Origin of the sequence: Nonomuraea sp. NPDC005692 (genome assembly GCF_040631115.1) — a bacterium.
GTDB lineage: Bacteria > Actinomycetota > Actinomycetes > Streptosporangiales > Streptosporangiaceae > Nonomuraea.
Genome location: NZ_JBEXYU010000063.1, coordinates 1 through 21,896 on the forward strand (window position 1 = coordinate 1; position 21,896 = coordinate 21,896).

At 74.4% G+C, this 21,896-nt stretch carries 15 protein-coding genes and 2 pseudogenes; 6 read left to right on the top strand and 11 right to left on the bottom strand.

Translation table 11 applies throughout. The features are described from left to right. A pseudogene (locus ABZ459_RS51940) lies at nt 1-1,044 on the top strand (ISL3 family transposase); the annotation flags it as partial. Nucleotides 1,045-1,174: 130 nt separating this feature from the next. On the opposite strand, the gene ABZ459_RS51945 reads toward ABZ459_RS51940, so the two are convergent. Beyond that, a complete protein-coding gene (locus tag ABZ459_RS51945) occupies nt 1,175-1,861 on the bottom strand; it encodes a hypothetical protein (protein ID WP_357988777.1) in 687 nt (228 codons plus the stop codon). A gap of 226 nt (nt 1,862-2,087) precedes the next feature. Between ABZ459_RS51945 and ABZ459_RS51950 the strand changes: the two genes are divergently transcribed. The 4 genes from ABZ459_RS51950 to ABZ459_RS51965 are packed head-to-tail and all read left to right on the top strand — an operon-like array spanning nt 2,088 to nt 11,104. Next, nucleotides 2,088-5,756, top strand: coding sequence for an amino acid adenylation domain-containing protein (locus ABZ459_RS51950; protein ID WP_357988780.1), 3,669 nt, complete (start codon nt 2,088-2,090; stop codon nt 5,754-5,756). Then, nucleotides 5,749-9,438 carry a beta-ketoacyl synthase N-terminal-like domain-containing protein gene (locus tag ABZ459_RS51955; protein ID WP_357988782.1) on the top strand — a complete coding sequence of 1,230 codons (3,690 nt, stop codon included), beginning with the start codon at nt 5,749-5,751 and terminating at the stop codon, nt 9,436-9,438. Before ABZ459_RS51950 ends, ABZ459_RS51955 begins: the two co-directional genes overlap by 8 nt. Continuing rightward, on the top strand, nt 9,435-10,868 hold the full coding sequence (locus tag ABZ459_RS51960) for an amino acid adenylation domain-containing protein (protein ID WP_357988785.1): 1,434 nt from the start codon (nt 9,435-9,437) through the stop codon (nt 10,866-10,868). The genes ABZ459_RS51955 and ABZ459_RS51960 overlap by 4 nt, the downstream gene beginning before the upstream one ends. Next, nucleotides 10,865-11,104: a phosphopantetheine-binding protein gene (locus tag ABZ459_RS51965; protein ID WP_357988788.1), complete on the top strand. Its 240-nt coding sequence runs from the start codon at nt 10,865-10,867 to the stop codon at nt 11,102-11,104. The genes ABZ459_RS51960 and ABZ459_RS51965 overlap by 4 nt, the downstream gene beginning before the upstream one ends. A gap of 38 nt (nt 11,105-11,142) precedes the next feature. Here ABZ459_RS51965 and ABZ459_RS51970 read toward each other — a convergent pair whose 3' ends face one another. The 9 genes from ABZ459_RS51970 to ABZ459_RS52010 form a co-directional block, all read right to left on the bottom strand. Continuing rightward, on the bottom strand, nt 11,143-11,805 hold the full coding sequence (locus ABZ459_RS51970; RefSeq protein ID WP_357988791.1) for a hypothetical protein: 663 nt from the start codon (nt 11,803-11,805) through the stop codon (nt 11,143-11,145). A 25-nt stretch (nt 11,806-11,830) separates the two neighbouring features. After that, entirely contained in the window at nt 11,831-12,622 is a 792-nt protein-coding gene (locus ABZ459_RS51975; protein WP_357988793.1) for an AfsR/SARP family transcriptional regulator, read from the bottom strand. A gap of 24 nt (nt 12,623-12,646) precedes the next feature. Further along, on the bottom strand, nt 12,647-15,724 hold the full coding sequence (locus ABZ459_RS51980) for an amino acid adenylation domain-containing protein (protein WP_357988796.1): 3,078 nt from the start codon (nt 15,722-15,724) through the stop codon (nt 12,647-12,649). Nucleotides 15,725-15,741: 17 nt separating this feature from the next. Beyond that, on the bottom strand, nt 15,742-16,410 hold the full coding sequence (locus tag ABZ459_RS51985) for a hypothetical protein (RefSeq protein WP_357988799.1): 669 nt from the start codon (nt 16,408-16,410) through the stop codon (nt 15,742-15,744). Nucleotides 16,411-16,507: 97 nt separating this feature from the next. Next, complete coding sequence (locus ABZ459_RS51990; RefSeq protein WP_357988802.1) at nt 16,508-16,756, bottom strand: Lrp/AsnC ligand binding domain-containing protein; 249 nt, start codon at nt 16,754-16,756, stop codon at nt 16,508-16,510. Nucleotides 16,757-16,790: 34 nt separating this feature from the next. Beyond that, nucleotides 16,791-17,426, bottom strand: coding sequence for a hypothetical protein (locus ABZ459_RS51995; protein ID WP_357988805.1), 636 nt, complete (start codon nt 17,424-17,426; stop codon nt 16,791-16,793). Continuing rightward, on the bottom strand, nt 17,423-18,205 hold the full coding sequence (locus tag ABZ459_RS52000) for a HisA/HisF-related TIM barrel protein (RefSeq protein WP_357988808.1): 783 nt from the start codon (nt 18,203-18,205) through the stop codon (nt 17,423-17,425). Before ABZ459_RS52000 ends, ABZ459_RS51995 begins: the two co-directional genes overlap by 4 nt. 14 nt (nt 18,206-18,219) lie before the next feature. Continuing rightward, a complete protein-coding gene (locus ABZ459_RS52005) occupies nt 18,220-19,239 on the bottom strand; it encodes a zinc-dependent alcohol dehydrogenase family protein (RefSeq protein ID WP_357988810.1) in 1,020 nt (339 codons plus the stop codon). A 65-nt stretch (nt 19,240-19,304) separates the two neighbouring features. Continuing rightward, nucleotides 19,305-20,555 (bottom strand): FAD-dependent oxidoreductase, encoded by a 1,251-nt coding sequence (locus tag ABZ459_RS52010; protein ID WP_357988813.1) that lies wholly within the window; start codon nt 20,553-20,555, stop codon nt 19,305-19,307. 194 nt (nt 20,556-20,749) lie between these two features. On the opposite strand from ABZ459_RS52010, the gene ABZ459_RS52015 reads away from it, so the two are divergent. Then, the gene (locus ABZ459_RS52015; RefSeq protein ID WP_357988816.1) at nt 20,750-21,589 is read left to right on the top strand and encodes a universal stress protein; all 840 of its coding nucleotides are present in this window, start codon (nt 20,750-20,752) and stop codon (nt 21,587-21,589) included. A 28-nt stretch (nt 21,590-21,617) separates the two neighbouring features. Here ABZ459_RS52015 and ABZ459_RS52020 read toward each other — a convergent pair. Next, nucleotides 21,618-21,896 (bottom strand): annotated as a pseudogene (locus ABZ459_RS52020) (pyridoxal phosphate-dependent aminotransferase); the annotation flags it as partial.

Genomic DNA, 21,896 nt, shown 5'->3' on the forward strand with positions numbered 1-21,896 from the left:
CTTCGCCCTGCGTCGGCGCCACCGCTACGCCACCGTGCTGATCGACGCCGAGACCCGAGAGCGCATCGACGTTCTACCCGGCCGCACCGCCGATGGGCTGGAGGCGGGGCTGCGCACCCATCCCGGAGTGCAGATCGTGTGCCGAGACGGCTCGGGCGCCTACGCCGAAGCGATCCGCCGCGCCCTGCCTGACGCCGTCCAGGTGAGTGATCGCTGGCATCTATGGCACAACCTCGGTGAGGCCGTCACCAAGGAAGTCGCCACACATAGTGCCTGCTGGGCCAAGGCCGGACCCCCGATCAAAGACGGCAAACGCGCCCAGACCACCCGCGAGCGCTGGCAGCAGGTCCACGACCTGCTCGGCAAGGGAGTCGGCCTGCTGGAGTGCGCCCGCCGCCTCAATCTGGGCCTCAACACCGTCAAACGCTACGCGCGCGTGTCTGAACCCGAACGCCTGCAACGCGCCCCGCAGTACCGGCCGACCCTCGTCGACCCCTACCGCGACCACCTCAAACGCCGCCGAACCGACGACCCCGCCGTCCCCGTCCTGCACTTGTTCAACGAGATCAAAGCCCTCGGCTACCCGGGCAGCTTCAATCTCCTCTACCGCTACATCACCCAGGGCCGGGTTGAAGCCGACCGCCTACCTATCTCCCCACGCCGCCTCGCCGGCTCCTGCTCACGCGGCCCGACAACCTCAAAGACGAGCGTCGCCGGCTGCTCAACGAGCTCACCACGGCCTGCACCGAGATGATCGACCTGGCCGGGCTCGTCCGCGACTTTGCCGACCTGCTCCGGCCGAGCAAGGGCAACGCCGACCGCCTCAGCACGTGGATCACTACTGCCCGCACCGCCGACCTCCCTCACGTGCACGCCTTCATCCGCGGCCTCGACCAGGACCGTGACGCCGTCCACGCGGCCCTCACTCTGCCGTTCCACAACGGCGGCACCGAAGGCGTGAACACCAAGACCAAGCGCATCATGCGCCAGATGCACGGCCGCGCCGGCTTCACGCTGCTCCGCCACCGCATCCTGTTGGCCTAACGCTCCGTCACCACCGAAAGAGAGACAGAGCCGAATCTGCGACAGAGCCGTTCTTTGTACAGTCCCGCCGCGTACCCAACCTCACGGGACAGAACAGCTAGCCGCGCCTCCGAGAGGGGACCGCCCGAGATCAGGGCCGGGGCTCGTGCGGGTCGGCGGCCGCGGCGGCCCAGTACTGGCCGATGCTCTCCTCCATCAGGCGGGCGGCGAAGACGGCGTCGTCCGCGCTCTGTCCGCGCCGCAGGCCGTGCTCGGCCACCGCCAGCGCCTGCCGTTCGAGCTCGTCGGACTGCCCGCCGCCGTAGTAGACGACGAACTCCTCCGGCACGTCGAGCCCGGTCTTGGGCAGGCGGGCGAGCATCTCGTCGCTATCGGGGAAGTAGCGGACCATGTCCCAGTACAGGGCGAGCGCGGCGTCGGCCTGGGTGCCGAGGAAACCGAGCCAGCCCCACGTCCCGGCGACCTGGTAGGCGGCGGGGTCGGCCGGCCAGCGGTGCAGGCGTTCCTCGCCGAGGTCCAGGGCGGCCATCACCTTGCGCAGCTTGGGCCGGGCCCGGTGGATCAGGCCGAGCATGCCGTCGAAGAACTCGACCGCGAGCGGGTGGGGGTCGCGGGCGATCAGCGTGGCGAACGCCGTGATCTCGGCCTGGTGGCACTTGTGGGTCACGCCCACGAGCTGCCTGACGTGGTCCATCGTGAGCGTCCCGGCGTCCATGCGTTCGAGGAACCGGTTGCGTACGGGGTTGTCGTCCCGCATCTGCCGCAGCCGCCGTACGGCCTGGCCGGCCAGGGGGGTCGGCTCGAAGTCGGTGTACATGGTTCTCCCGTCGTCGATGGGACGTGCGTCCGCCTCCCCTTCTGCCAACCCGGCCTGACGTGCGGCTGATCGTGCTGTGACAGGGCTCTGACGTGCGCGGCGGCCGCCGTGTGCCCCCACGGAGGGCCGGGTAGGGGCGGGCGCCCGGCCCGCGGAATCCAGCGGGCACACGATCACGCGAGCAGCCGCTCACGCGACCATCTGACCAGTCGAACGGGAGCTCCCAGTGACACGACGACCGCAGGAAGGGATCGAGGCGTTCCTGGCAGAAGTGGGCGGCGACGACTCCCCGGAACTGCATGAGACGACCGTGGAACGGCCGATCCCCGTTCCGCCGGACGCGGCGCGGGAGCCGGCGGCCCTCCTCGTGGCGGGCCTCGCCGCCCTGCTGTCCCTGTACGGCGCGGACGGCGGCGTGCGGCTCGCCCTGCACCGCCCCGGCGACGGCTCGCCCCGGACGGTCAAGGTGCGGGTCGGGGTGGACGTCCCGTTCTCCCGGCTGTGCCGGGAGGTGTCGCAGTGCCCCGCGCTCTCCCCGCCACCGGACACCCTCACGGTACGGACGGCCGGCCCCGGCCCGAACACGCCGGGCCCGCTGCACGTGCGCCTGGCCCTGGAGGACGGACGGCCACGGGCATGGCTGGGCGTGTCCGGCCCCCGCCCGGCCGCGGAACGCGTCGGACAGCTGGCCGGCCACCTGGGCGCGCTGCTGGACACGGTGGCGGGATCGCCGGACCGGCGGCTGGGCGACCTCGACCTCGTGACACCCCCGGATCCGCAACCGGCGGGGCGGCAGGCGTCCGGGGGGACCCTCCACGGTCTCGTCCGGGCACGGGCGGAGGCGCAGCCGGACGCGGTGGCGGTCGTCGGGGGCGGCGAGCGCGTCACGTACGGCGAGCTGTGGCGACGGGCCACCCGGATCGCCGGCGGTCTGGCCGCGATGGGGGTCCGGCCGGGAGATCCCGTCGCCCTCAGGCTGCCGCCCGCCCCCGGCACCGTGGAGGCCATCCTCGGCACGCTCCTGGCGGGCGCCCGGTACGTCCCGATCGATCCCCGCCATCCCGGATCCCGGGCCTCGTTCATCCTCCAGGACAGCCGTAGCCGGCTCCTGGTCGAGGAGACCCCGTCCGGGGAGAACAACGCCGTCACGCTCGACACCCTCCGAGCGGCGGCCGGGCCGTCCGGCGCCGGGAACGGCCCGCCTCCGGAGCTCCCGGGATCGTCACCCGCCTACTGCCTGTACACCTCGGGCACGACGGGGCAGCCGAAGGGCGTCCTGGTCACCCATGCCAACGTGGTGTCCCGGATCTCGGGCCCGCACTTCCCCTTCGACTTCTCACCGCGCGACGTGTGGGCGCAGTTCCACTCCTGCGCCTTCGACCTGTCGGTCTGGGAGATCTTCTGCTGCCTGGCCACCGGCGGCCGGCTGGTCGTCCTGCAGGACGGGGACGTCCAGAACCCCTGGGCGCTGCGCGAGACGCTGCTGCGCGAGCGCGTCACGGTCCTCAACCAGACGCCGTCGGCGTTCGCCCGGCTCGTCGCCGTGGACGACGCCGACCCCGTGCCGTTGCCGGACCTGAGGTACGTGCTGTTCGGCGGCGAGCGGCTGGACCCGCCCCGGCTGCGCGACTGGCGCCGCCGCCATCAGGGCGCCCGGCTGGTCAACCTGTACGGGATCACCGAGGCCACCATCCACGCCACGGCCCACGAGGTGACCGCCGAGGACTGCGAACGGGACGTCAGCCCGATCGGCCACCCCCTCCCGCACACCAGCGTGCACCTGGTGGACCCGCGTACGGGGCGGCGGCTCGTCCCGGAGGGCGCGACCGGCGAGATGTGGCTCGGCGGAGCGGGCGTCGCCGCCGGGTACCTGCGCCGGCCGGAGCTCGACCGGGAACGGTTCGTGCGGGACGCGTTCGGCGAGGACGTGCTCCTGCGGACCGGTGACCTGGCCCGCCTCGGCCCTGACGGCGGCCTGCTCTACCTGCGCCGCATGGACGACCAGTTCCAGTGGCACGGCTACCGGATCGAACCGGGCGAGATCGCCGCCCGGCTCCGCGAGCACCCCGGCGTCGGCGACGCGGCCGTGCTGCTGGAGGACGGCTCCGAGGGCAGCATCGCGGCCTACCTGGTGCTCTCGGGCGCGCCGCCGACGCCCGACGAGCTGGACGGCCACCTGGCCGAACGGCTGCCGCCGTACATGATCCCGCACTCCTACGCCACCGTGCCCGGCCTGCCCCTGACCGTCAACGGCAAGCTCGACGTCGAGGCGCTCGCCGAGAACGCCGCCGACCTGCGCAAGACGGGCGCGGACGAGGCGCCGGCCTCGGCCACCCAGCGGCAGATCCACCTGGCCGACCGCCTGCTGCCCGGCTCCTACCAGGAAACCGTCGCCTGGCGGGCGGCCGGGCGGCTGGACGACGGCGCGCTGCGCCGGGCCGCGGTCGAGCTGACCGGGCGGCACGAGGTCCTCCGCACCCGCTTCCGCTCCGGCGAGCACGGGCTGCGCCGGCTCGTCGGCGAACCCTGGCAGCCGGACGTGGACGTGCGGGAGATCCAGGCGCGGGAGGTGTCCGCGGACGACGTCGCACGGTGGGTGGCCGGGGCTCCCGCTCTGGACCCGGCCGCGGGACGGCTGCTGCACCTGGCCGTCCTGCGACCCACCGCCGGGGACGACGTGCTGGTGCTTCGCCAGCACCACCTGGTCACCGACGGGCGCTCGGTGCGCGTCCTCATGCGCGACCTCGGCCGCTGCTACGCGGCCGCGCTGGCGGGCGGCGCACCGCCGCCGTGGGAGGGGCCGCAGTTCCGCGACGTCGTGGCGGCCGAACTCGCCGGGGACGACGAGGCCGCGCTCGCCCGTGCCGAACGGCGGCTGACCGGCGCGCCGAGCACGATCCTGCGACCGTCCGCACATCCCGGCGAGGAGCCCGTCACGGTTCCGCTGCCGCCGGTGCGGCGTGAGGAGCTGCGCGCCGCCGGGCGGCGGTTGCGGGCCACCCCGTTCACGGTGGTGGCCGGTGCCGTGGCCGCCGCTCTGCACCGCTGGACCGGACGCGACGACGTCACCTTCGGCGTGCCCGCCGAGAACCGGGCCGACCCCGCGCTCGCCCAGGCCGTCGGGCCGTGCGTCAATCTGGTGGTCCTGCGGTCCCGCGCCGAGCCGGCCGGCACGCCGGACGAGCTGGTCGCCATCCTGCGTGGCCAGCTCGCCGAAGCACTCGACGACCAGCACGTGCCCTACGAGCAGGTCGTGGCCCGGCTGCGTCCGGCCCGGCGGCTGGACGCGGCGCCGTTCTGCGAGGTCCTGCTCGCCTTCGAGACCGGCGACGCCGGCGAGCCGGCCGAGCTGGGCGGGCGCCCGTTGACCAGGATGCGCTTCCCGGAGATCCGGCCGCACGCCGCCCACCCCGTCATGATCACGGTCTGGACGACCGCGGACGGCGGCTTGGACGGGACGATCACCTGCCGGGGCGGCCTGCTGGACGAAGGCGACGCGGCCCGCCTGGCGCGGCTCGTCGCCGCGGCCCTGGACGACCTCGCCCGGGGCCGGACCACGCCGCTGAGACCCGGCGACCCGCCGGCGGCCGCCCCGCCGCGGGCGGACGCGGGAGGCGCCGGCCGCCCGGGCGGGCCGGCGGCGGCGCTGGAGGAACACGTCCTGGGCGTGTGGCGCGAGGTGTTGCGCCGGCCGCAGATCGGCGTGGACGACAACTTCTTCGAGGTCGGCGGCGACTCCGGCCTGCTCACCCGCGTCCAGGTACGGCTGGAGGACGAGCTCGGCGCCGAGGTGCCCGTGACGGTGCTCTTCGCCTGCCCGACCGTGCGCTCCCTGGCCGCCCGCCTGGCCGCGGACGGCGTGGCGGCGGCCGTGGAAGGAGGCGGGCATGTCTGACCTGATCGCCATCGTGGGCATGGCCTGCCGCTTCCCCGGCGCGGCGGACGTGCGGCGGTTCTGGCACAACCTGCGCACCGGCGCCGACACGATCGAGCGCCGCCCGACCCCGCACGGCGGCGCGGACCCGTCCGGCGAGGGGTTCGTCGCGGCGTACGGCGTCATGCCGGGGGCGGCCCTGTTCGACTGGCGCTTCTTCGGCTACAGCCGGGGCGAGGCGGCGTCCATCGATCCGCAGCAGCGGGTGTTCCTGGAGACGGCCTCGCTCGCGCTCGACGACGCCGCCCTCGACCCGGCCCGCTTCGACGGCGCGATCGGCGTCTTCGGCGGCTGCGACCCTCCGCTGATCAAGGAGGGCGCTCCGGAGACCTCCTGGGACAAGGACATGCTGGCCACCCGGGTCGCCTACAAGCTCGGCCTGCGCGGGCCCGCGATCACGGTGCAGTCGGCGTGCTCGACCTCGCTGCTGGCCGTGCACCTGGCCTGCCGCAGCCTGCGCGACGGCGAGTGCGACGTGGCGCTGGCCGGGGGCGTGCGCATCGGCGTCCATCCGGAGGGCGGCTACCGGCACGCCGAGGGCGACGTGCTCTCGCCGGACGGCTACTGCCGGCCCTTCGACGCCGGGGCCCGCGGCACCGTGCCCGCCGACGGCGTGGGCGTCGTGGTGCTGAGGCGGCTGGAGGACGCCCTGCGCGAGCGGCACGAGATCGTCGCCGTCGTCCGCGGGTCGGCGGTCAACAACGACGGCGCCCGCAAGGTGGGCTTCACCGCTCCGTCCGTGCAGGGGCAGCGGGACGTGACGTCGCGAGCCCTCGACGCGGCGGGCGTCGATCCGGCCGAGGTGTCCTACGTCGAGGCGCACGGCACCGGGACCCGGCTCGGCGACCCCGTCGAGGTGGCCGCCCTGACCCAGGCGTTTCAGGCGCACACCGGGCGGGCCGGGTTCTGCGGCCTCGGCTCGGTCAAGGGCAACATAGGGCACGCGGGCGCGGCGAGCGGCGTCGCGGGCCTCATCAAGACCGCGCTGATGCTCCGGCACGAGGAGATCGTCCCGAGCGCGCACTTCGAGCGCCCCAACCCGGACCTCGGTCTGGACGGCGGCCCCTTCCACGTCGCGACCGAGCGGCGGCCGTGGCCCGGCCCCGCGCTGGCCGGGGTGAGCTCGCTCGGCATGGGCGGGACCAACGTCCACGTCGTGCTCGCCTCGCCGCCGGCGCAGGCGGCGAGCACGCCCCGCCCCGGGCCGCGGGTCCTGTGCCTGTCGGCGCACAGCGGGCCTTCCCTGTCCGCCTACCGCAAAGACCTCGCCGACCGGCTCGGCGCCGCGGACGCTCCCTCGTTGCCGGACGCCGCCCGCACGCTGAGCCGCGGCCGCCGCGAACTGCCCCTGCGGCGGGCGGTGGTGGCGCAGACGCCGGAGGCGGCCGTCCGCGAGCTGGCCAGGGAGACCACTCCCCTGCGGGCGCGGGACGCCGGGCGGGTCGCGCTGCTGTTCCCCGGCCAGGGCGGTCCGCGCCTCGGCGGCGCCGCCGAGGCGCTGCGCGCCTGCCTGCCGGCCGTGCGGGAGGCCGACGCGCGCGCCCGGACCGTCCTCGCGAAGCGGCTCGGGCTCGACCCGGACGTGCTGGGCCGGGACGGCGGCGACACGCTCGTCCAGCAGGTGAACCTGTTCGTGCTCGGCTACGGGATCGCGCGCCAGCTCATGGACTGGGGCCTGCGGCCGGTCGCCGCGCTGGGCTCCAGCCTGGGCGAGTACACCGCGGTGGCCGCCGCCGGGCTGTGGACGTTCGAGGACGCCCTGGTCCTGGTGGCGGAGCGCGCGACCGCGATGCGCGGCTGCCCGCCCGGCCGGATGCTGGCCGTCGATCTGCCGCTCGACCGGGTGGCGGAGGCGGTGCCCGGGTTCGGGCGGGACACCGGCCTGTCGGTGGCGGTCGAGGACGTCGGCCGTACGGTCCTGGCCGGCCCGCGCGAACGCGTCGAGCGGCTGCGCGCGGAGCTGGCGGCGGCCGGAGTGGCCCACACGCCGCTGCGCACGGGCCACGCCTTCCATTCCCCGTCCATGCGCGCCGCCGCCGACGCGCTGTCGCGGGCCGTCGCCAGGACGCCCGTGCGCGGCGGCCTCGACTTCACCGTGTTGTCCGGCCTCACCGGCGAGCCCCTGGACGCCGGGACCGCGGCCGATCCCGGCTATTGGGTGGCGCAGCTGTGCGGCACCGTCCGGATGCGCGCCTGCGTGGGCAACCTGCTGTCCGGCCCGGCCGAGCTGTTCGCCGAGCTGGGCGCGGGGACCGCGACGACGGCCTCCGTGCGGCGCCATCCGTTCTGGAACGCCGATCTCGCGGCCGTCGCCCTCCCCGGCCGCCACGGCACGGACAGGACCGGCGTGCTCGACGCGCTGGGCTCCCTGTGGGCCCACGGCGCCCCCGTGAACTGGGCGGACGTGGACGACCCCGACCGGGACGCCCCCACCGGAGACGCCCCCGACCGAGACCACCCTGACCGGGACGACGCCGGGGCCTGGCGGCGCCCGCTCCCGGCTCCGCCGTTCGACCCGGTCACGCCGGACGACGCCGCCGTCCTCCCGCCACCCCCGACCTCCCGCGACCGGCCGGACGCCGCCCGCACCTCCTTGGAGGACCTGTGGCGGGACGCGCTCGGCGTGGACGCGGTCTCCCCCGACGACGACTTCTACCGGCTGGGCGGCGAGTCCCTGGGCCTGGTCCGGCTGGCCGCCGCCGCGCGGGAGCGGCTGGGGGCCGAGATCCCGGTCGGCGTCCTCGCCGAACGCCCCACCTTCGGCCATCTGCTCGACCTCGCCGAACGCCGCACCTTCGGGCAGCTGATCGACCTCGCCGACCGGCCCTCCCCCGGCGACGGGCCGGACGCCGAGCCCACGCTCCTCGCCCGGGGCCCGTCGCCCGACCCGATCTTCCTGGTGCCGCCCGCGTCGGGCAGCTCGCTCGCCTACCGGCCGCTGGCCGGCGCCCTGACCGGCCGGACCTGCCACGCCTTCGACACCCCCGGCCTCGTCGCCGGGACCCGCCACCCCGGCACAGTCGAGGCCTTGGCCGCCGGCCACGTACGACAGCTCCGGCGGGTACGGCCGGAGGGGCTGCCCGTCGTCCTGCTCGGCTGGTCGATGGGGGCGGTCGTGGCCCACGAGATGGCCAGGCAACTGACCCGGGACGGTGACCCGGTCGCCCTCCTGATCTGCGTGGACGGGCATCCGCCGCCAGGGCCCGGCATCCCCGTGGGCGCCCACCCCCGCCATCTGGCCGACGTGCTGACCCATCTGCGCCACCTGCGCCGTGCCCGCCGTCGCCCCGGCGGAACCGCCACCGGAGCCGCCACCGAGGCCGGGCGGCGCATCGCCGGGCTCGTCGAGGCGTCCGGCGACGGTTTCGACCTCGCGGGGGTCTACCGCCGCAACCTGCGCGCGCTCCTCCTCCACCGCCCCCGCCCGGTGCCCTGCCCGGCGGTCGTGCTGCGGGCCGGCGCCTCGCCGCGCCGCTGCCGGTGGCTGGAACGGCGACTCTTGTCCCTGTACCCGGCCGGCGTACGGGTGCGGCCGATCCCCGGGGACCACTGGAGCGTGCTGACCGACGAGGGGGCCGCCGCGATCGCCCGCGCCGTGCAGGACGTCCTGCCCCCGACCACGCGAGAGGTGAGCCGCCCATGAACGTGACCGTGCCCGACATGGTGGGGCGGATCGCCGCCGCCCATCCCGGCCGCGTCGCGATCGAGGACGACCGCGGCGGCCTCACGTACGGCGAGCTGCTCAGGCGCGCCGTCAGCGGCGCCGCGGCCCTGGACCGGGCGGGACCGCCGGGCGCGCCGGTCTGCGTGCGCCTGCCGCGGGGGCGCGACTTCGTGGTCGCCGCGCTGGCGGCCATGTTGTCCGGCCGCCCGTACGCGCCCATGGACGCGGCGCTCCCCCGGCGGCGGCAACGGGCTCTGCTCGACCAACTGGGGCCGGACACGATCCTGGTGTCCGGCCGCACGCCCGGTGAGCTCGACCGGGGCGGGACGGAGTACCGGCCGGCCCGAGCCCGGGCCGCCTACATCGTGCACACCTCGGGGACCACCGGGACGCCCAAGGGGGTTCTGATCGGCCACGAGAGCCTGGCCAACCTGGTCGCCTGGCACCACCGCACCTACCGGACGGGCCCACGCACCCGTCAGCTGCACACCGCGGGCCTTGGGTTCGACGCGGCCGTCTGGGAGATCTGGCCTTGTCTGTCCGCCGGGGGCACGCTCGTCGTGGCACCCGACGAGGTGCGGGTCTCGCCCGTGGAGCTGGTCGAGTTCGGCCGCGAGCGGGCGATCGACATCCTGTTCGCCCCCACCCCGCTCGCCGAGATGATCGTCGAGCTGGACGCCGACGACGACATCCCCTGGCGCACGATGCTCACCGGCGGTGACGCGCTGCGCCTGCGCCGGCTCCCCCGGGGCTGGAACCTGGTCAACCACTACGGGCCCGCCGAGGCGACCGTCTGCGCCACCTGGCACCCCGTCGGACGGGTGCCGGACTCCGGCCTACCACCCATCGGCCGGCCGATCGACGGCGCCCGCGTCGTCCTGGTCGACCCGCGGGGGCGGCCCGTGCCGGCCGGGAGCACCGGGGAGGTCCACATCGGCGGCACGGTGCTCGCGCTCGGCTACCACCGCAGGCCCGAGGAGACCGCCCGCCGCTTCGTCACCCTGCCCGGCCTTCCCGGCCGCTGGTACCGGACGGGCGACCTGGCTGCCGTCAACGCTCGCGGCGAGCTGGAGTTCCAGGGGCGGATGGACGACGGTCAGCTCCAGGTGCGCGGCGTACGCGTCGAGGCCGCCGAGATCGAGGCCGCGCTGCTGCGCCATCCGCGCGTCCGCCAGGCGGCCGTCGCCACCGTCGGCGACACGCGTGCCCTGGGCGCGCTCGTCGTGGTGTCTGGGCCGTGCCCCACCGTGGGGGAACTGCGGCGCTTCATGTCGGCGGAGCTGCCGGAGAGCGCCATCCCCACCCGGGTCGTGCCCGGCCCGGCGATCCCGCTGACGCCCAACGGCAAGATCGACCGGCCCGGCGTGCGGCGCCGGCTGGCGCAGGAGCAGAACAGGAGCGGACGATGACCATCCCCCTGACCGGCATGGTGGAGATCTGGCGTGAGGTCCTCATGGTGGACGACGTCGGCCCCCGATCCGACTTCTTCGACCTCGGCGGCCACTCGCTGGCGGCCACCCGCATCGTCCAGCGGGTCGAGGAGGTGTGCGGCGTCCGGCTTCCGGTGTCCGCCGTCCAGGACCATCCGACGCCCGAGGCCCTGACCGCCCTTGTCGCCGGCCCGCGGGGCACGGGCCGGGGTTAGGGATACAGGCAGGGCCCGGTCCGCGAGCCGCCGGAGCGTCAGCCGGTCGACACCGCTCGCCAGAAGTACCCCATGATGTCGCGCATCACGTCGCTGAGGCGCAGCGCCTCGTCCGGGTCGTCGCCGGCGTCGAGCCCGGCCTGGATGAAGGCGACGGCCGACGCGCTCAGCCCCTCCGGCTCACTGCCGTAGAAGGCCACCGCCTCCTCGGGCGCGCCGATGCCGGAGCTGCGCAACCAGGCGCCCAGCTCGTCGGAGGTGGAGAAGTACGAGCGGACGTCCACCAGCGAGGCGGCGCCCAGACCGGCCCGGTTCGCGTTGAGGGCAAGCCAGCTCAGATAGGAGCTGTAGGCGTAGGCGGTGAAGCCCTCCGCCTGCCCGTCGGCTCCGGTGCGCGGCTCGATGGGCAGCACGCGCGCGCAGTCCAGCAGTTTCGTCCGGGCGCGCGACGCCATTTCCAGGAGCTGCAGGCAGTACACGTCCTCCGGCCGGCCGGTGAATCTGGACGCGGCCAGCGCGTAGGCGGCGAGCTCGGTGCGGTTCAGCCGCACCTCGAATTCCAGCAGCCGCCGCAGATCCGCCAGGGCGAACCGCCCCTCACGCAATTTCGCGACGATCGGATTGTCGATCGGATTTTCCGCCGTCCGCCGGTCGATCTCCTGTACGAGGGAGACGGCGTCGAGCCTGCGGTCGGTCTTCATATCGGTTTCTCCTTTTCTCGTCCGGCTATTTGGTGGAACGATTGAGAATGGCCAGCATTTGCCTTTCCAACGCGGGCGAGGGGGACAGCCCGATCTCTTTCGCGAAGGACACGCGGGCGAGCTGGTAGATTCCGAGCGCGTCGGCGGGCCGGCCCGCGCGATGCAGCGCGACCATCAGCTGGGAATAGAGCCGTTCTTCCAGGGGGTTCTGCAGCACCAGCGCCTCGAGCTGGGGGATGATCTCGACGTGCCGGCCCAGGTCGAGGTTGATCTCTATGAGGCTGGCGGTGGTCAGCATCCGGCGGCTCTCCAGGAGCTGCGCGGCCTGGTCCCTGATCGGGCCGCGCGGCACGTCCTGCAGCGCCGGGCCGCGCCACAGCGCCAGCGCCTCGCGCAGGAGGGCGACGGCCTTGTCCGGCTCGGCCGACTTCAGCGTGTTCGCCGCCGCGTCGAGCTTTTCGAAGCGCACGGCGTCGATCGCGTCGGCCGGAACCTGGAGACAATATCCGGGATAGCGGGTCTGCAGCGATATTTCCAGGCCGTGGCGTTCCCGCCAGCGCATGATGGACATTCGCAACCGGGACGCGTGCGCGTGCAGCGCGTTCGCCGCCCGCCTGGGCGGGTCGTCCCGCCACAACTCGGCGACCAGGTCCTCGACCGGGACGACGTCGCCGTGCCGGAGCAGCAGCACGGCGAACAACGAGCGTTTTTTCGGGCCGGCTATCTGGATCCGGTCTTCATCGACCCTGACTTCCAATGGGCCCAGAATATCAAATGAGATCATCATCGCCCGCATCGATTGTGCCGCGCCGGCCACTCAGGCATTCCTGTAAATGTTAACTTAGCCACGTGAACCGCGCGGAAAATGTGTTTCCCGGGGTGCTGCTGTGCTTTGATGCAGGTAGCCGGTTTCGCGCAGCCAGCCGATATAGAGGTCGAGCAGCCCGGCGTCCACGGGCGGGCAGGCGGCCGGCACGTCCGGGACCGCCTCGGCCAGGTTCGCGAGATCCGGCTCGGGCAGGGCGCCGGTGAGCTGCCGGGCCGTCACGGAGCCGTCCGCGGCCTCCTCACCGGTGAGCAGCGTGAGGTACCCGGCCAGCGGCGCGGCCGGGTCGGCGGCGCACAGACGTTCCATCTCCCGGACCCAGTCCTCCCTGGAGATGACCCGGACGGGGTAGCCTTGCCGGCGCAGCCGCTCGACCAGCAGGGGCAGGGCGGCGGGGCGCGGGTTCGCCAGATGGTAGACCCGGCCGCGCGCGGGCGCCCCGGCCAGCAGCGCCACGACGGCCTGCGCCACGTAGTCCACGGGGACGAAGTCCAGCCGGAGCGGCACGTCCGGCGCGAGCCCGGTCTCGGCGATCGCCTTGATCACGGCGGCCATCATGGTGCCGGTGTTCCACACGCCCCGGTCCCGGCTGCCGGTGATCTCGTACGGCCGGTAGAGGGCGACCGGCAGCCCGCGCCCTGCGGCCTCGCCCAGCAGGGCCTCGGCCACCCATTTGGTCTCCGCGTACCCCTGCCGCAGCCGTTCCGGGCGCGGCAGCGGATCGTCCTCGCGCACGCGCCCGCCGGTGGGCGGCCCGTCCGCGGCGGCGAGCACGTCCACCGTGGACACGTGGTGGAACGGGCGCGCGCGCCCGCCGTGGGCGGCCAGGCGGATGAGCGAGCGCACGCCACCGACGTTGGCGTCCTGGAGCCGGGAGTAGGGGTAGACGAAGTTCACCTGGGCGGCGGCGTGCAGGATCACGTCCGTGTGGTCGGCCAGTCCGTCCAGCTCTGACTGCGGGAGTCCCAGGCCGGGCAGGGCGAGGTCGCCGGGCACCGCGGTCACCCTCGTGCCGAGGTCCGCCGCGGGCAGGCCGTACCTGCGCAGGGCCGCGCCGACCCGGCGGAGCCCGTCCTCGCCGTCCGCCGCACGTACGAGGCACGACAGTCGCAGGTCCGTGGCGTCGAGCAGCCGCCGGACCAGGAAGGCGCCCAGGAAGCCGGTCGCGCCGGTGACCAGGATCTCCCGAGGGGGCGCCGGGTCGGCCGGGCCGAAGCGGAGGCCGGGATCGAGCCGGGCTTCCCGGGCGAAGTCCACGGTCGGTTCGCTCTCCATGCCGCCGTCGGCGCCGCTGCGCAGGGCGGCGATCCGGGTGGCGAACGCCTCCAGCGACGTAGAGTCCAGCAGCGCGCGCACCAGCGCGGGGCCGGGGAGGCCGCCCATGCCGGGACGGGCGCGCAGCGCGGTGACGATCTGGACGGCCTGCAACGACGTGCCGCCGAGCTCGTAGAAGTCGTCGGCGCGGGACTCCACCGGCGTGCCGAGGACGGCCGCCCACACCTCGGCCGAGTACCGCTCGACCTCGCCCCGCGGCGGGTCGGCGGGGCCGGCCGGTGGCTGATCGCCGGTCCCGGCCAGGGCGCGCGTGTCGACCTTGCCGCTGCTGTTCAGCGGCAGCTCGTCGGCGACCGCCACCCGGCCGGGGACCATGAACGCGGGCAGCCGGTCCCGCAAGAATGCCCGCACCCGCCGTGCGAAGGGCCGCGGCTCCTCCCTGCGCCACGGCACCGCCCACGCGACCAGCGCCCGGTCGCCCCGCCCGGATTCCCGTACGGTCACGGCGGCTTCGCGCACCTCGGGATGGGCCGCCAGCTTCGATTCGACCTCGCCGATCTCCACCCGGTGGCCGCTGATCTTGACCTGCCGGTCCAGCCGGCCCAGGAAGACCAGCACGCCGTCCGGCCGCCAGGCCGCCCGGTCGCCGGTCCGGTACATGCGCGCGTCCCCGCCGAGGAACGGGTCGGGCAGGAAACGTTCGGCCGTGCGTTCCTCGTCGCCCATGTAGCCGAGCGCCACGCCGTCGCCGCCGACGTACAGCTCGCCCTCCTCCTCGGGCTCGCACGGGCTGCCGTCCTCGCGCAGCACGTAGCACGTGGAGTTGGCGATCGGCCGTCCGATGGGCACGCGTTCGGCGTCCGGCGGCAGCCCGGTCACCTCGTGGGCGGTGGAGAACGTGCCGTTCTCCGTGGGGCCGTAGCCGTTGACCAGGTGCTCGGGCGGGCCGGCGGCCAGGACGCCGCGCACGCAGTCGGGGTTCAGCACGTCCCCGCCCGCCACCAGGTAGCGCAGCGAGGAGAACATGCCGGGGTCGGCGAAGCCGAGCTGGTGGAACAGGCCCGCGCTGAGCCACATCACGGTCGCGTCATGTTCGCGTAGCTCGCGGGCCAGGTCCGGCGGCGACAACAGCGCCTCGGGCTCGGGCACGACAAGGTGGGAGCCGTTCAGGTGCGCCCCGAAGATCTCGAAGCAGGACACGTCGAACGTCGGGTTCGTGGTGGCCACGACGACGTCGTCCGGGCCGAGCGCGGCGCAGTCCGTCGCCGTCGCCATCCGGACGGCGGCGCGATGCGGCACGGCGACCGCCTTCGGGACGCCGGTGGATCCGGAGGTGAAGATGACGTAGGCCAGATCGGTCGCCGAGGCCACCTTCGGCGGCAGCGGCCCGGCCTCGGGCACCGGCCCGTCCAGCGGCAGCACGTGCCGCGCGTCCAGCGACGGACGCCGGTCGGCGCGCGTCACGACGTGCTCGACGCCCAGCCGCCGGGTCAGCTCGCGCAGCCGGGCCGCCGGGTCCCCGGGATCGAGCGGGACGTACGCGCCGCCCGCCTTGAGCACGGCCCAGATCCCCACGACGGCCTCGGCCGACCGTTCCACGGGCAGGGCCACCGGCGTCCCCGCCCGCACGCCCTGCCGCCGCAGCACCCTGGCCAGCGCGTCCGCGCGGCCGGCCAGCTCCCGGTAGGTCAGCGTCCGGCCGCCGCCGGTCAGCGCGGGCGCGTCCGGGGTCCGGGCGGCCTGGGCGTCGAACAGCTCGGGCAGCACGGCGTCGCGCGGGTAGGGGCGGGCGGTGTCATTCCATTCCTTCAGGCTCATGTGGGGTCCTCTCCAGCTCAGCCGGTGTGCGCGGCTGCCTTCCAGAAGCTGCCGATGTGCTCCTCCAGTTGCCGGGCGCGGGTGATCGCGGTGGCCTTGTCCTCGCCGTTCCGCAGGCCGTGCTCGACGACCTCCAGGGCCCGCCGTTCCAGCTCGTCGGACTGGCCGCCTTCGTAGTAGTCGACGAACTCCGGGGGCACCTCCAGCCCCTGCTTGCGCACCGCTTCGAGCAGGGCCTGGCAGCCGGGGAAGTAAACCGTCATGTCGGTGTGGAGGGCCAGCGCGTTGTCGGCCTGGCCGCCGTGCAGGGCCAGCCACGAGACACAGCCGTTGAACGCCTGCGCGTCGGGCCCGGACGGCCACCGCCCCACCGCGTCCGGGTCCATGCCCAGGGGGCGGACGCAGGCCAGCAGCTTCGGGTGCGCGTCGTGCACCAGGCGGGCGACCTCCAGGTAGAGGCCGACGACGGGGCTGTCGGAGAAGCGGGCGATCACGGTGCCGTACGCGGCCAGCTCGGCGACGTGGCACTGCAGCTCGATCCCGACGAGCCGGCGCAGGTGCTCCAGAGTGAGCCCGCCGACCTCGGCCAGGTCCAGCAGGCGGTTGCCGACCGGAGAGCGGTCGCGCAGCCGTTGGAGCTCGGTGACGGCGGAGGTCGCCAGGGTGAGCTCTGCGGTGGCGGTCATGGTGCAGCCTTTCTCTTGTGCGAATATGTCTGCCTTCCCCGAGGCCATGACAAGGGCCTGACGCGGACCTGACATCCGGCTGCCGCGCGGCGCGGCCCTAACCGAGCAGCGTGCGGACGATCAGCTCGGCGGCGAGGTACAGCGCGCCGGCCCGGCGCAGGCGCGCCATCGTCCCCCGGAGCTGCACGCCGTCCTCGCAGGCCACCCGTACGGTGACGTCGAAGTCGCCGACGACCACGTGCGCGCCGACCACGCCGCTCATCTCGCGCAACCTTCGCTCGTAGTCGCGCGTCGTCACCCCCGGGGCCAGGCGGACGTGCACGTCGGCCCGGACCGGGGCGGTCATCCCGGGCTCCTGCCGTGGCGTCCGGGTCGTCTCCTCACGCGCGGGCCGCCGCCGTCCAGAGCAGGGCCATGTACCTGTCGCACAGCCGGGCCGCGCGCAGGGCCTCGCCGGGGTCGTCCCCCCGGGCCAGGCCATCGTCCACGACGGCTGCGGCCTCCCCGGTCAGCAGCGGGTCGGGACTGTTGCCGTAGTACGCCGTGAACTCCTCGGGCACCGTCACGCCGTGCTCGTCCAGCAGCCGCACCAGCTCGACGGCGCCGCCGTAGTAGACGCCGTCCGGGGCCGAGTACAGCGACAGGGCCATGGCCGCCTGGCTGCCGTGCAGGGCCAGCCAGGAGACGTACCCGCAGAAGGCGTGCGCGGCCAGGTCGTCGCCGAGGTCCGGCGGCTCGCCCAGACGCTCGGCCACGACGGCGAGCGCGGCACGCGCCCCGTCCACCAGCCCGGCCACCTTGAGCAGGAACCCGGCGGCCGGCGGGTGCGGGAACTGGGTGAGCAGCTCGCCGTAGGCCACGAGCTCGGCATGGTGGTAGGCGCGCTCGATCGCGACGAGGCGGCGCAGGTGGCCGACGGTGACCCGGCCGTCGGCCGCCAGGGCGAGCAGCGGGTTGGGCGGCGGCGACTGCTCCCGGGCCCGCGCCAGTTCCTTGATCAGCGTTTCGGCGGTCATTCCGTGGCGCCTTCCACGCCGTCCGCCGGGTTTCTGAGGCCGCCCTTGTCGAGGAACTCGTGCGCCTGGGTCATCGTGGCTTGGCCGCTGTGGAACAGGTTGTTGACCAGTGCGTGCCGGGCGCCGCCCGTCGTGAGCCCCTCGTACAGGTGCTCAACGGAGCCGGCGCCGCCCGAGGCGATGACGGGGACGCCCACCGCCGAGGCGATGGCCGGCGTCATCTCCAGGTCGTAGCCGTTGCCGGTGCCTTCCTGGTCGAGGCTGTTGGCCAGCAGCCGGCCGGCGCCCAGGTCGGCCAGCATCTTCGCCCAGACGACGGCGTCCAGGTCGGTCTCCTGCTCGCCGCCGCGGATGGCGACGTTCCAGCGGCCGTCGCCGGCGCGGGCGACGTTCATGACGCCCACCACGCGGCCGGATCCGTGCCGCTGCACGAGCGTATGCAGGACCGAGGGGTGCTCCACCGAGGTGGTGCTCAGGCCGACCGCCGCCGCGCCCGCCGCCAGCAGGGCCTCGGCCGCCTCGATGGAGGGCATGTAGCCGTTGTCCACGGTGACCCAGAACGTGCCGCCCGTCCCGCTCAGCGCCTGGATCAGGGGGAGGAACGTCTCGTGCTCCGTCCACGGCTCCTGCACGTCCACGAAGATCGGCCCGGCGCCGTCGCGCAGGTAGACCGAGGCGATCTCGACGGCGTCGGCGGGGTCGGCCAGACCGGCGATCCCCGAGGGCGGCGTCGCCCTGCCGCCGGCTACGTCGATGCACGGGATGATGAGGTCGTTCATGATGTCCCTTTCCGTCATTCGGGTTGTGGGTCGCCGGCCGGCCCTGGGGCGGGGGCGTCCGGTCGTCGTTCGGTGAGCAGCACCTTTCCGGCGCCGCCGGTCCGGGCGCTGTGCCGCACCGCCGCCCGGACCTCGGGCAGCGCGTACCGGCCGGCCACGTCCACGCCGGGCCGGCCGCCCGCGAGGTCCGCGACCACCTCCTCGGTGAGGCGGGCCCGGTCGTGCGGGTCCAGCGCGGCGAGCCGTTCGGGCAGCCAGAAGCCGCTCACGGTGAGGGAGGAGAAGATGACCTGGCGGGACGGCAGCGGGATCGGCTCGCCGGACAGCGCCCCGAACACGACCAGCCGGCCACCGGGACGCAGGCAGTCCAGCAGACCCCGGCCCACCTGACCGCCGACCGAATCGATCGCGGCAGCCGCCCCGCCCGACGTGACGGCCAGCACCCGGTCCACCCACGGGCCGCCGGAGACGTCGATCACCTCGTCCGCCCCCAGCAGGCGCAACGGCGTCACCTGTTCCGGCCGCCTGACCAAGTGCAGGCACCGGATCCGGCGTCTGGCCGCATGGGCCAGGACCATGCGGCAGACGGCCGACGCGCCCGCCGACAGCAGCAGCCACCCGCCGGGCGGCACGTCGAGCTGGTCCACCAGCAGGCGCGCCGCGAACGGGTTCACCGTGAGCTGGCAGGCGACCTCGTCGGGCATGGCGTCCGGGACCGCGATCAGCTCGGCGGGCGCGGCGCTGACGTAGTCCTGCCAGGTACCGGTGGCGGCCACGGCGACCCGCGCGCCCTCGCGGTACGTGCCCGCCCGGTCGGCCCGCTCCACCACGCCCACGCCCTCGAACCCCGCCGGTGCGGGGAGCGTCGCCTCGCGTCCGTATTCCCCTCGCACGTACATGAGGTCGGAGGGGTTGATCGGCCGGGTGGTCATCCGTACGAGCAGGTCGTCCGGCCCCTTGACGGGGACGGGCACGTCGTCCACGGACAGGACGGCGGCGGGGTCACCGTGATGATGGAACCGCACGGCACGCATGACATACCTCCTTGCCTGGGTCGGATGTGTCTCGGTCGGGTGTGTCTGGTTCGGACCTGTCCCGGTCAGGCGGACAAGAGCTGCGCCAGGCGCGGCGAGCGCGGCGCGAGCCTGCGGGCGACGGCGACCGCCGACCGCACGGCCGACTCCTGGCTGGAGACCCACGTGGTGTACTGGCCGGCGAGGTGCAGCCCGCCCCGCCCCTGCAGCGCGTCGAGGCGGCGCTGGGCCCGGACCGCCGCGGGCGTGATGAGCAGGTGCCGGTAGTTCTCCCGCAGGACCACCTGCCTCGGCAGCTGGTCGCGGTGGGTGAGCTGGCTCTTGAACACCTCGACGCCCCTGGACGGGCCGAACCAGTCGGTGCTCTCGCTCCAGCCGTCGTGCACCTCGAAGGCGCTGGTCGACCAGTGGGCACGGCTCTCGGGCAGATATGCGGGATCCAGGTGCAGCGCGTACGTCGTGTCCACCGGCTCGAAGCCGGCCAGGACGTCACGGACCTCCTGGGCGCCCGCCAGCGGCCCGAGCAGCCGCACCGCCTCCCACGGCGGCACCGCGAGGACCAACTCGTCCACGACGTGCCGCTCGCCGGCGGTGTCGAGGAGCTCGTAGCGCCCGTCCGCGCGGCGGATCTGCCGCACCCCGGCCGCGGTCCTGATCCTGGCGGCGGGGGCCCGCGCCGCCAGGGCCCAGGCCGTGCTCTCCAGCCCCGGGAGGAGCTGCTGCCATCTCGGCTCGCCCGCGGTGTTGACGTAGAAGGCGACGGCGGCGCGGGCCGAGAGGGTCATGGCCTGTTCGAGGCTGCAGCAGAACAGGAAGGCCGGGCGGGCGTAGAGCACGTCTCGTTTGATCTCCTGGCTCACCGGCAGGGGCTCGACCAGGTCGGCCAGCGGTCGTTCCCAGCTGACGTCCTCCTTGTCCCATTCGGTGGCCCGCTGGAGGAAGGTCCCGACCGCCTGCCACGCCGCCCCGAGCCGCTCGTCCCGGGGCCAGGACGCCTCCGGGGTGTGCGGGCTGACCAGCAGCGGCTCCCGGCGTCCCGCCTTCAGGACGGTGAGCGAGGCCGGCAGGTCCACGAACTGCTCGTCGCCGTACCCCAGCAGCTCCAGCAGCCTGCGATGCGTGGGGAACAGGTCCGGCGAGATGTCCTGGGCGCCGAGGTCGAGAGTCGCCTCGCCGCCGCCAGCGCGGACGCGGACCGACCGCATCGTGCCGCCGACGCGGTCACGGGATTCGAGCACCACGGTCTCGCAACTGTCGGCCAGGAGCCAGGCCAGGGTGAGCCCCGACAGACCGGCTCCGACGATTCCGACGCGCATGTCATTTCACCTTGAGAAAGCTAGAGGGGACGTGCTCCGGTAGCGCGCCATTACCCGCCGCCCTGGAGATCGCACGGCGACTTCCGGAGCAATCGCCAGGCGTACGGCGGATGTCAGCGCGAATTCAGGACCATGTCAGGAATGCGTGGCAGCGAATTGTCCGGCAATGCCTGCGCGATGAAGGAGGAATTTTTATGAACGGGCCGTCGAACAGGGCTCCTGTGGTGGTCGGCGCCGACGTGTCCGCGCCTTCGTCCGTCGCCCTGGAATGGGCGGCGGAGGACTCCATCCGGCGGAAAAGGCCGTTGCGGATCGTGCATGCCATGGATCTGGCCGGATATTTCGCGGGGCCTCCGGCGGCCAAGGCGTTCGCCGCTCCGATGATCGTCGAATCGGCGCACGAGATCGCCGTGGGGGTCGCCGCCGACGCGCTGGCCCGGGTCCGTGGCAGGCGGCGGCACCCGGCGGTGACGGCGCACGTCGCGCCCGGCGCGCCGGCGGCCGTCCTGCGCGACGCGGGGCGGGACGCCGTCGAGATCGTGGTCGGCCACCGTCCCCGCAACGAGGTGATCGATCTGCTGTTCGGCTCGGTCGCCCTCGCGCTGGCCGCCAGGGCCGACGCGCCGGTGGTCGTCGCCAAGGGCGCGACGGCACGTCCGTACGACGACGTCGTCGTGTTCCTGGAACCAGGGCCCGTGCCGGACGCCCTCCTCGGTTACGCCTTCCGGACCGCGTCCGCGCACGGCGTCCGGCTGCGCGTTCTGCGCGCCGACTCGGCCGCCGGGCCTTCGCTCGGCGGGTGGCGGCGGCTGCATCCGGAGGTCCGGGTGCACGAGCAGCGCTGCGACGGGGACGCCCGCTCCGCCCTCCTGGCGGCCTCGGTCGCGGCCCGCCTGCTCGTGGTGGAGTCCCGGCGTCCGGCGGGGGTTCTGGCGTGGCGGCGGCCGTGGGGGCTGGCCCGGCTGATCCGGCGCTCGGCGTGTCCGGTGGCGATCGTCCCCGCGCCGGCGGGCTCCGGGCGGCTCGGGCCCTGAGCGGCGGTTCGCAGCGCGGCGGCCGGCGTCATGCCCAGCCGAGTCCGTGGCGGGCCAGGCGGTCGAGCGCCTCGTCGAGGATCGGCCAGGGGTGGCCGAGGAACAGCCGCACGTGGGCGTGGCCGTCGCCGGGAGGGCCAGAGGTGACCATGCTGCCCGTGCCCGGCAGGACGCCTGCCCGGTCAAGGCAGAGCAGGCGATAGCCCTCTTCCCCGCCAGGCGTCTCACCGTTGCCGGCGGAGGGGTGGCCGCCGGCATCGCGGCAGCGCTGCTGCTGCCCGGCGTGTTCGGCGGCGGCTCGGCGATG

Coding starts and splice junctions, on each gene's coding strand:
- ABZ459_RS51945 (WP_357988777.1), bottom strand. CDS start 1,861: ATGTACACCGACTTCGAGCCGACCCCCCTGGCCGGCCAGGCCGTACGG.
- ABZ459_RS51955 (WP_357988782.1), top strand. CDS start 5,749: ATGTCTGACCTGATCGCCATCGTGGGCATGGCCTGCCGCTTCCCCGGC.
- ABZ459_RS51960 (WP_357988785.1), top strand. CDS start 9,435: ATGAACGTGACCGTGCCCGACATGGTGGGGCGGATCGCCGCCGCCCAT.
- ABZ459_RS51965 (WP_357988788.1), top strand. CDS start 10,865: ATGACCATCCCCCTGACCGGCATGGTGGAGATCTGGCGTGAGGTCCTC.
- ABZ459_RS51970 (WP_357988791.1), bottom strand. CDS start 11,805: ATGAAGACCGACCGCAGGCTCGACGCCGTCTCCCTCGTACAGGAGATC.
- ABZ459_RS51980 (WP_357988796.1), bottom strand. CDS start 15,724: ATGAGCCTGAAGGAATGGAATGACACCGCCCGCCCCTACCCGCGCGAC.
- ABZ459_RS51985 (WP_357988799.1), bottom strand. CDS start 16,410: ATGACCGCCACCGCAGAGCTCACCCTGGCGACCTCCGCCGTCACCGAG.
- ABZ459_RS51990 (WP_357988802.1), bottom strand. CDS start 16,756: ATGACCGCCCCGGTCCGGGCCGACGTGCACGTCCGCCTGGCCCCGGGG.
- ABZ459_RS51995 (WP_357988805.1), bottom strand. CDS start 17,426: ATGACCGCCGAAACGCTGATCAAGGAACTGGCGCGGGCCCGGGAGCAG.
- ABZ459_RS52000 (WP_357988808.1), bottom strand. CDS start 18,205: ATGAACGACCTCATCATCCCGTGCATCGACGTAGCCGGCGGCAGGGCG.
- ABZ459_RS52005 (WP_357988810.1), bottom strand. CDS start 19,239: ATGCGTGCCGTGCGGTTCCATCATCACGGTGACCCCGCCGCCGTCCTG.
- ABZ459_RS52010 (WP_357988813.1), bottom strand. CDS start 20,555: ATGCGCGTCGGAATCGTCGGAGCCGGTCTGTCGGGGCTCACCCTGGCC.
- ABZ459_RS52015 (WP_357988816.1), top strand. CDS start 20,750: ATGAACGGGCCGTCGAACAGGGCTCCTGTGGTGGTCGGCGCCGACGTG.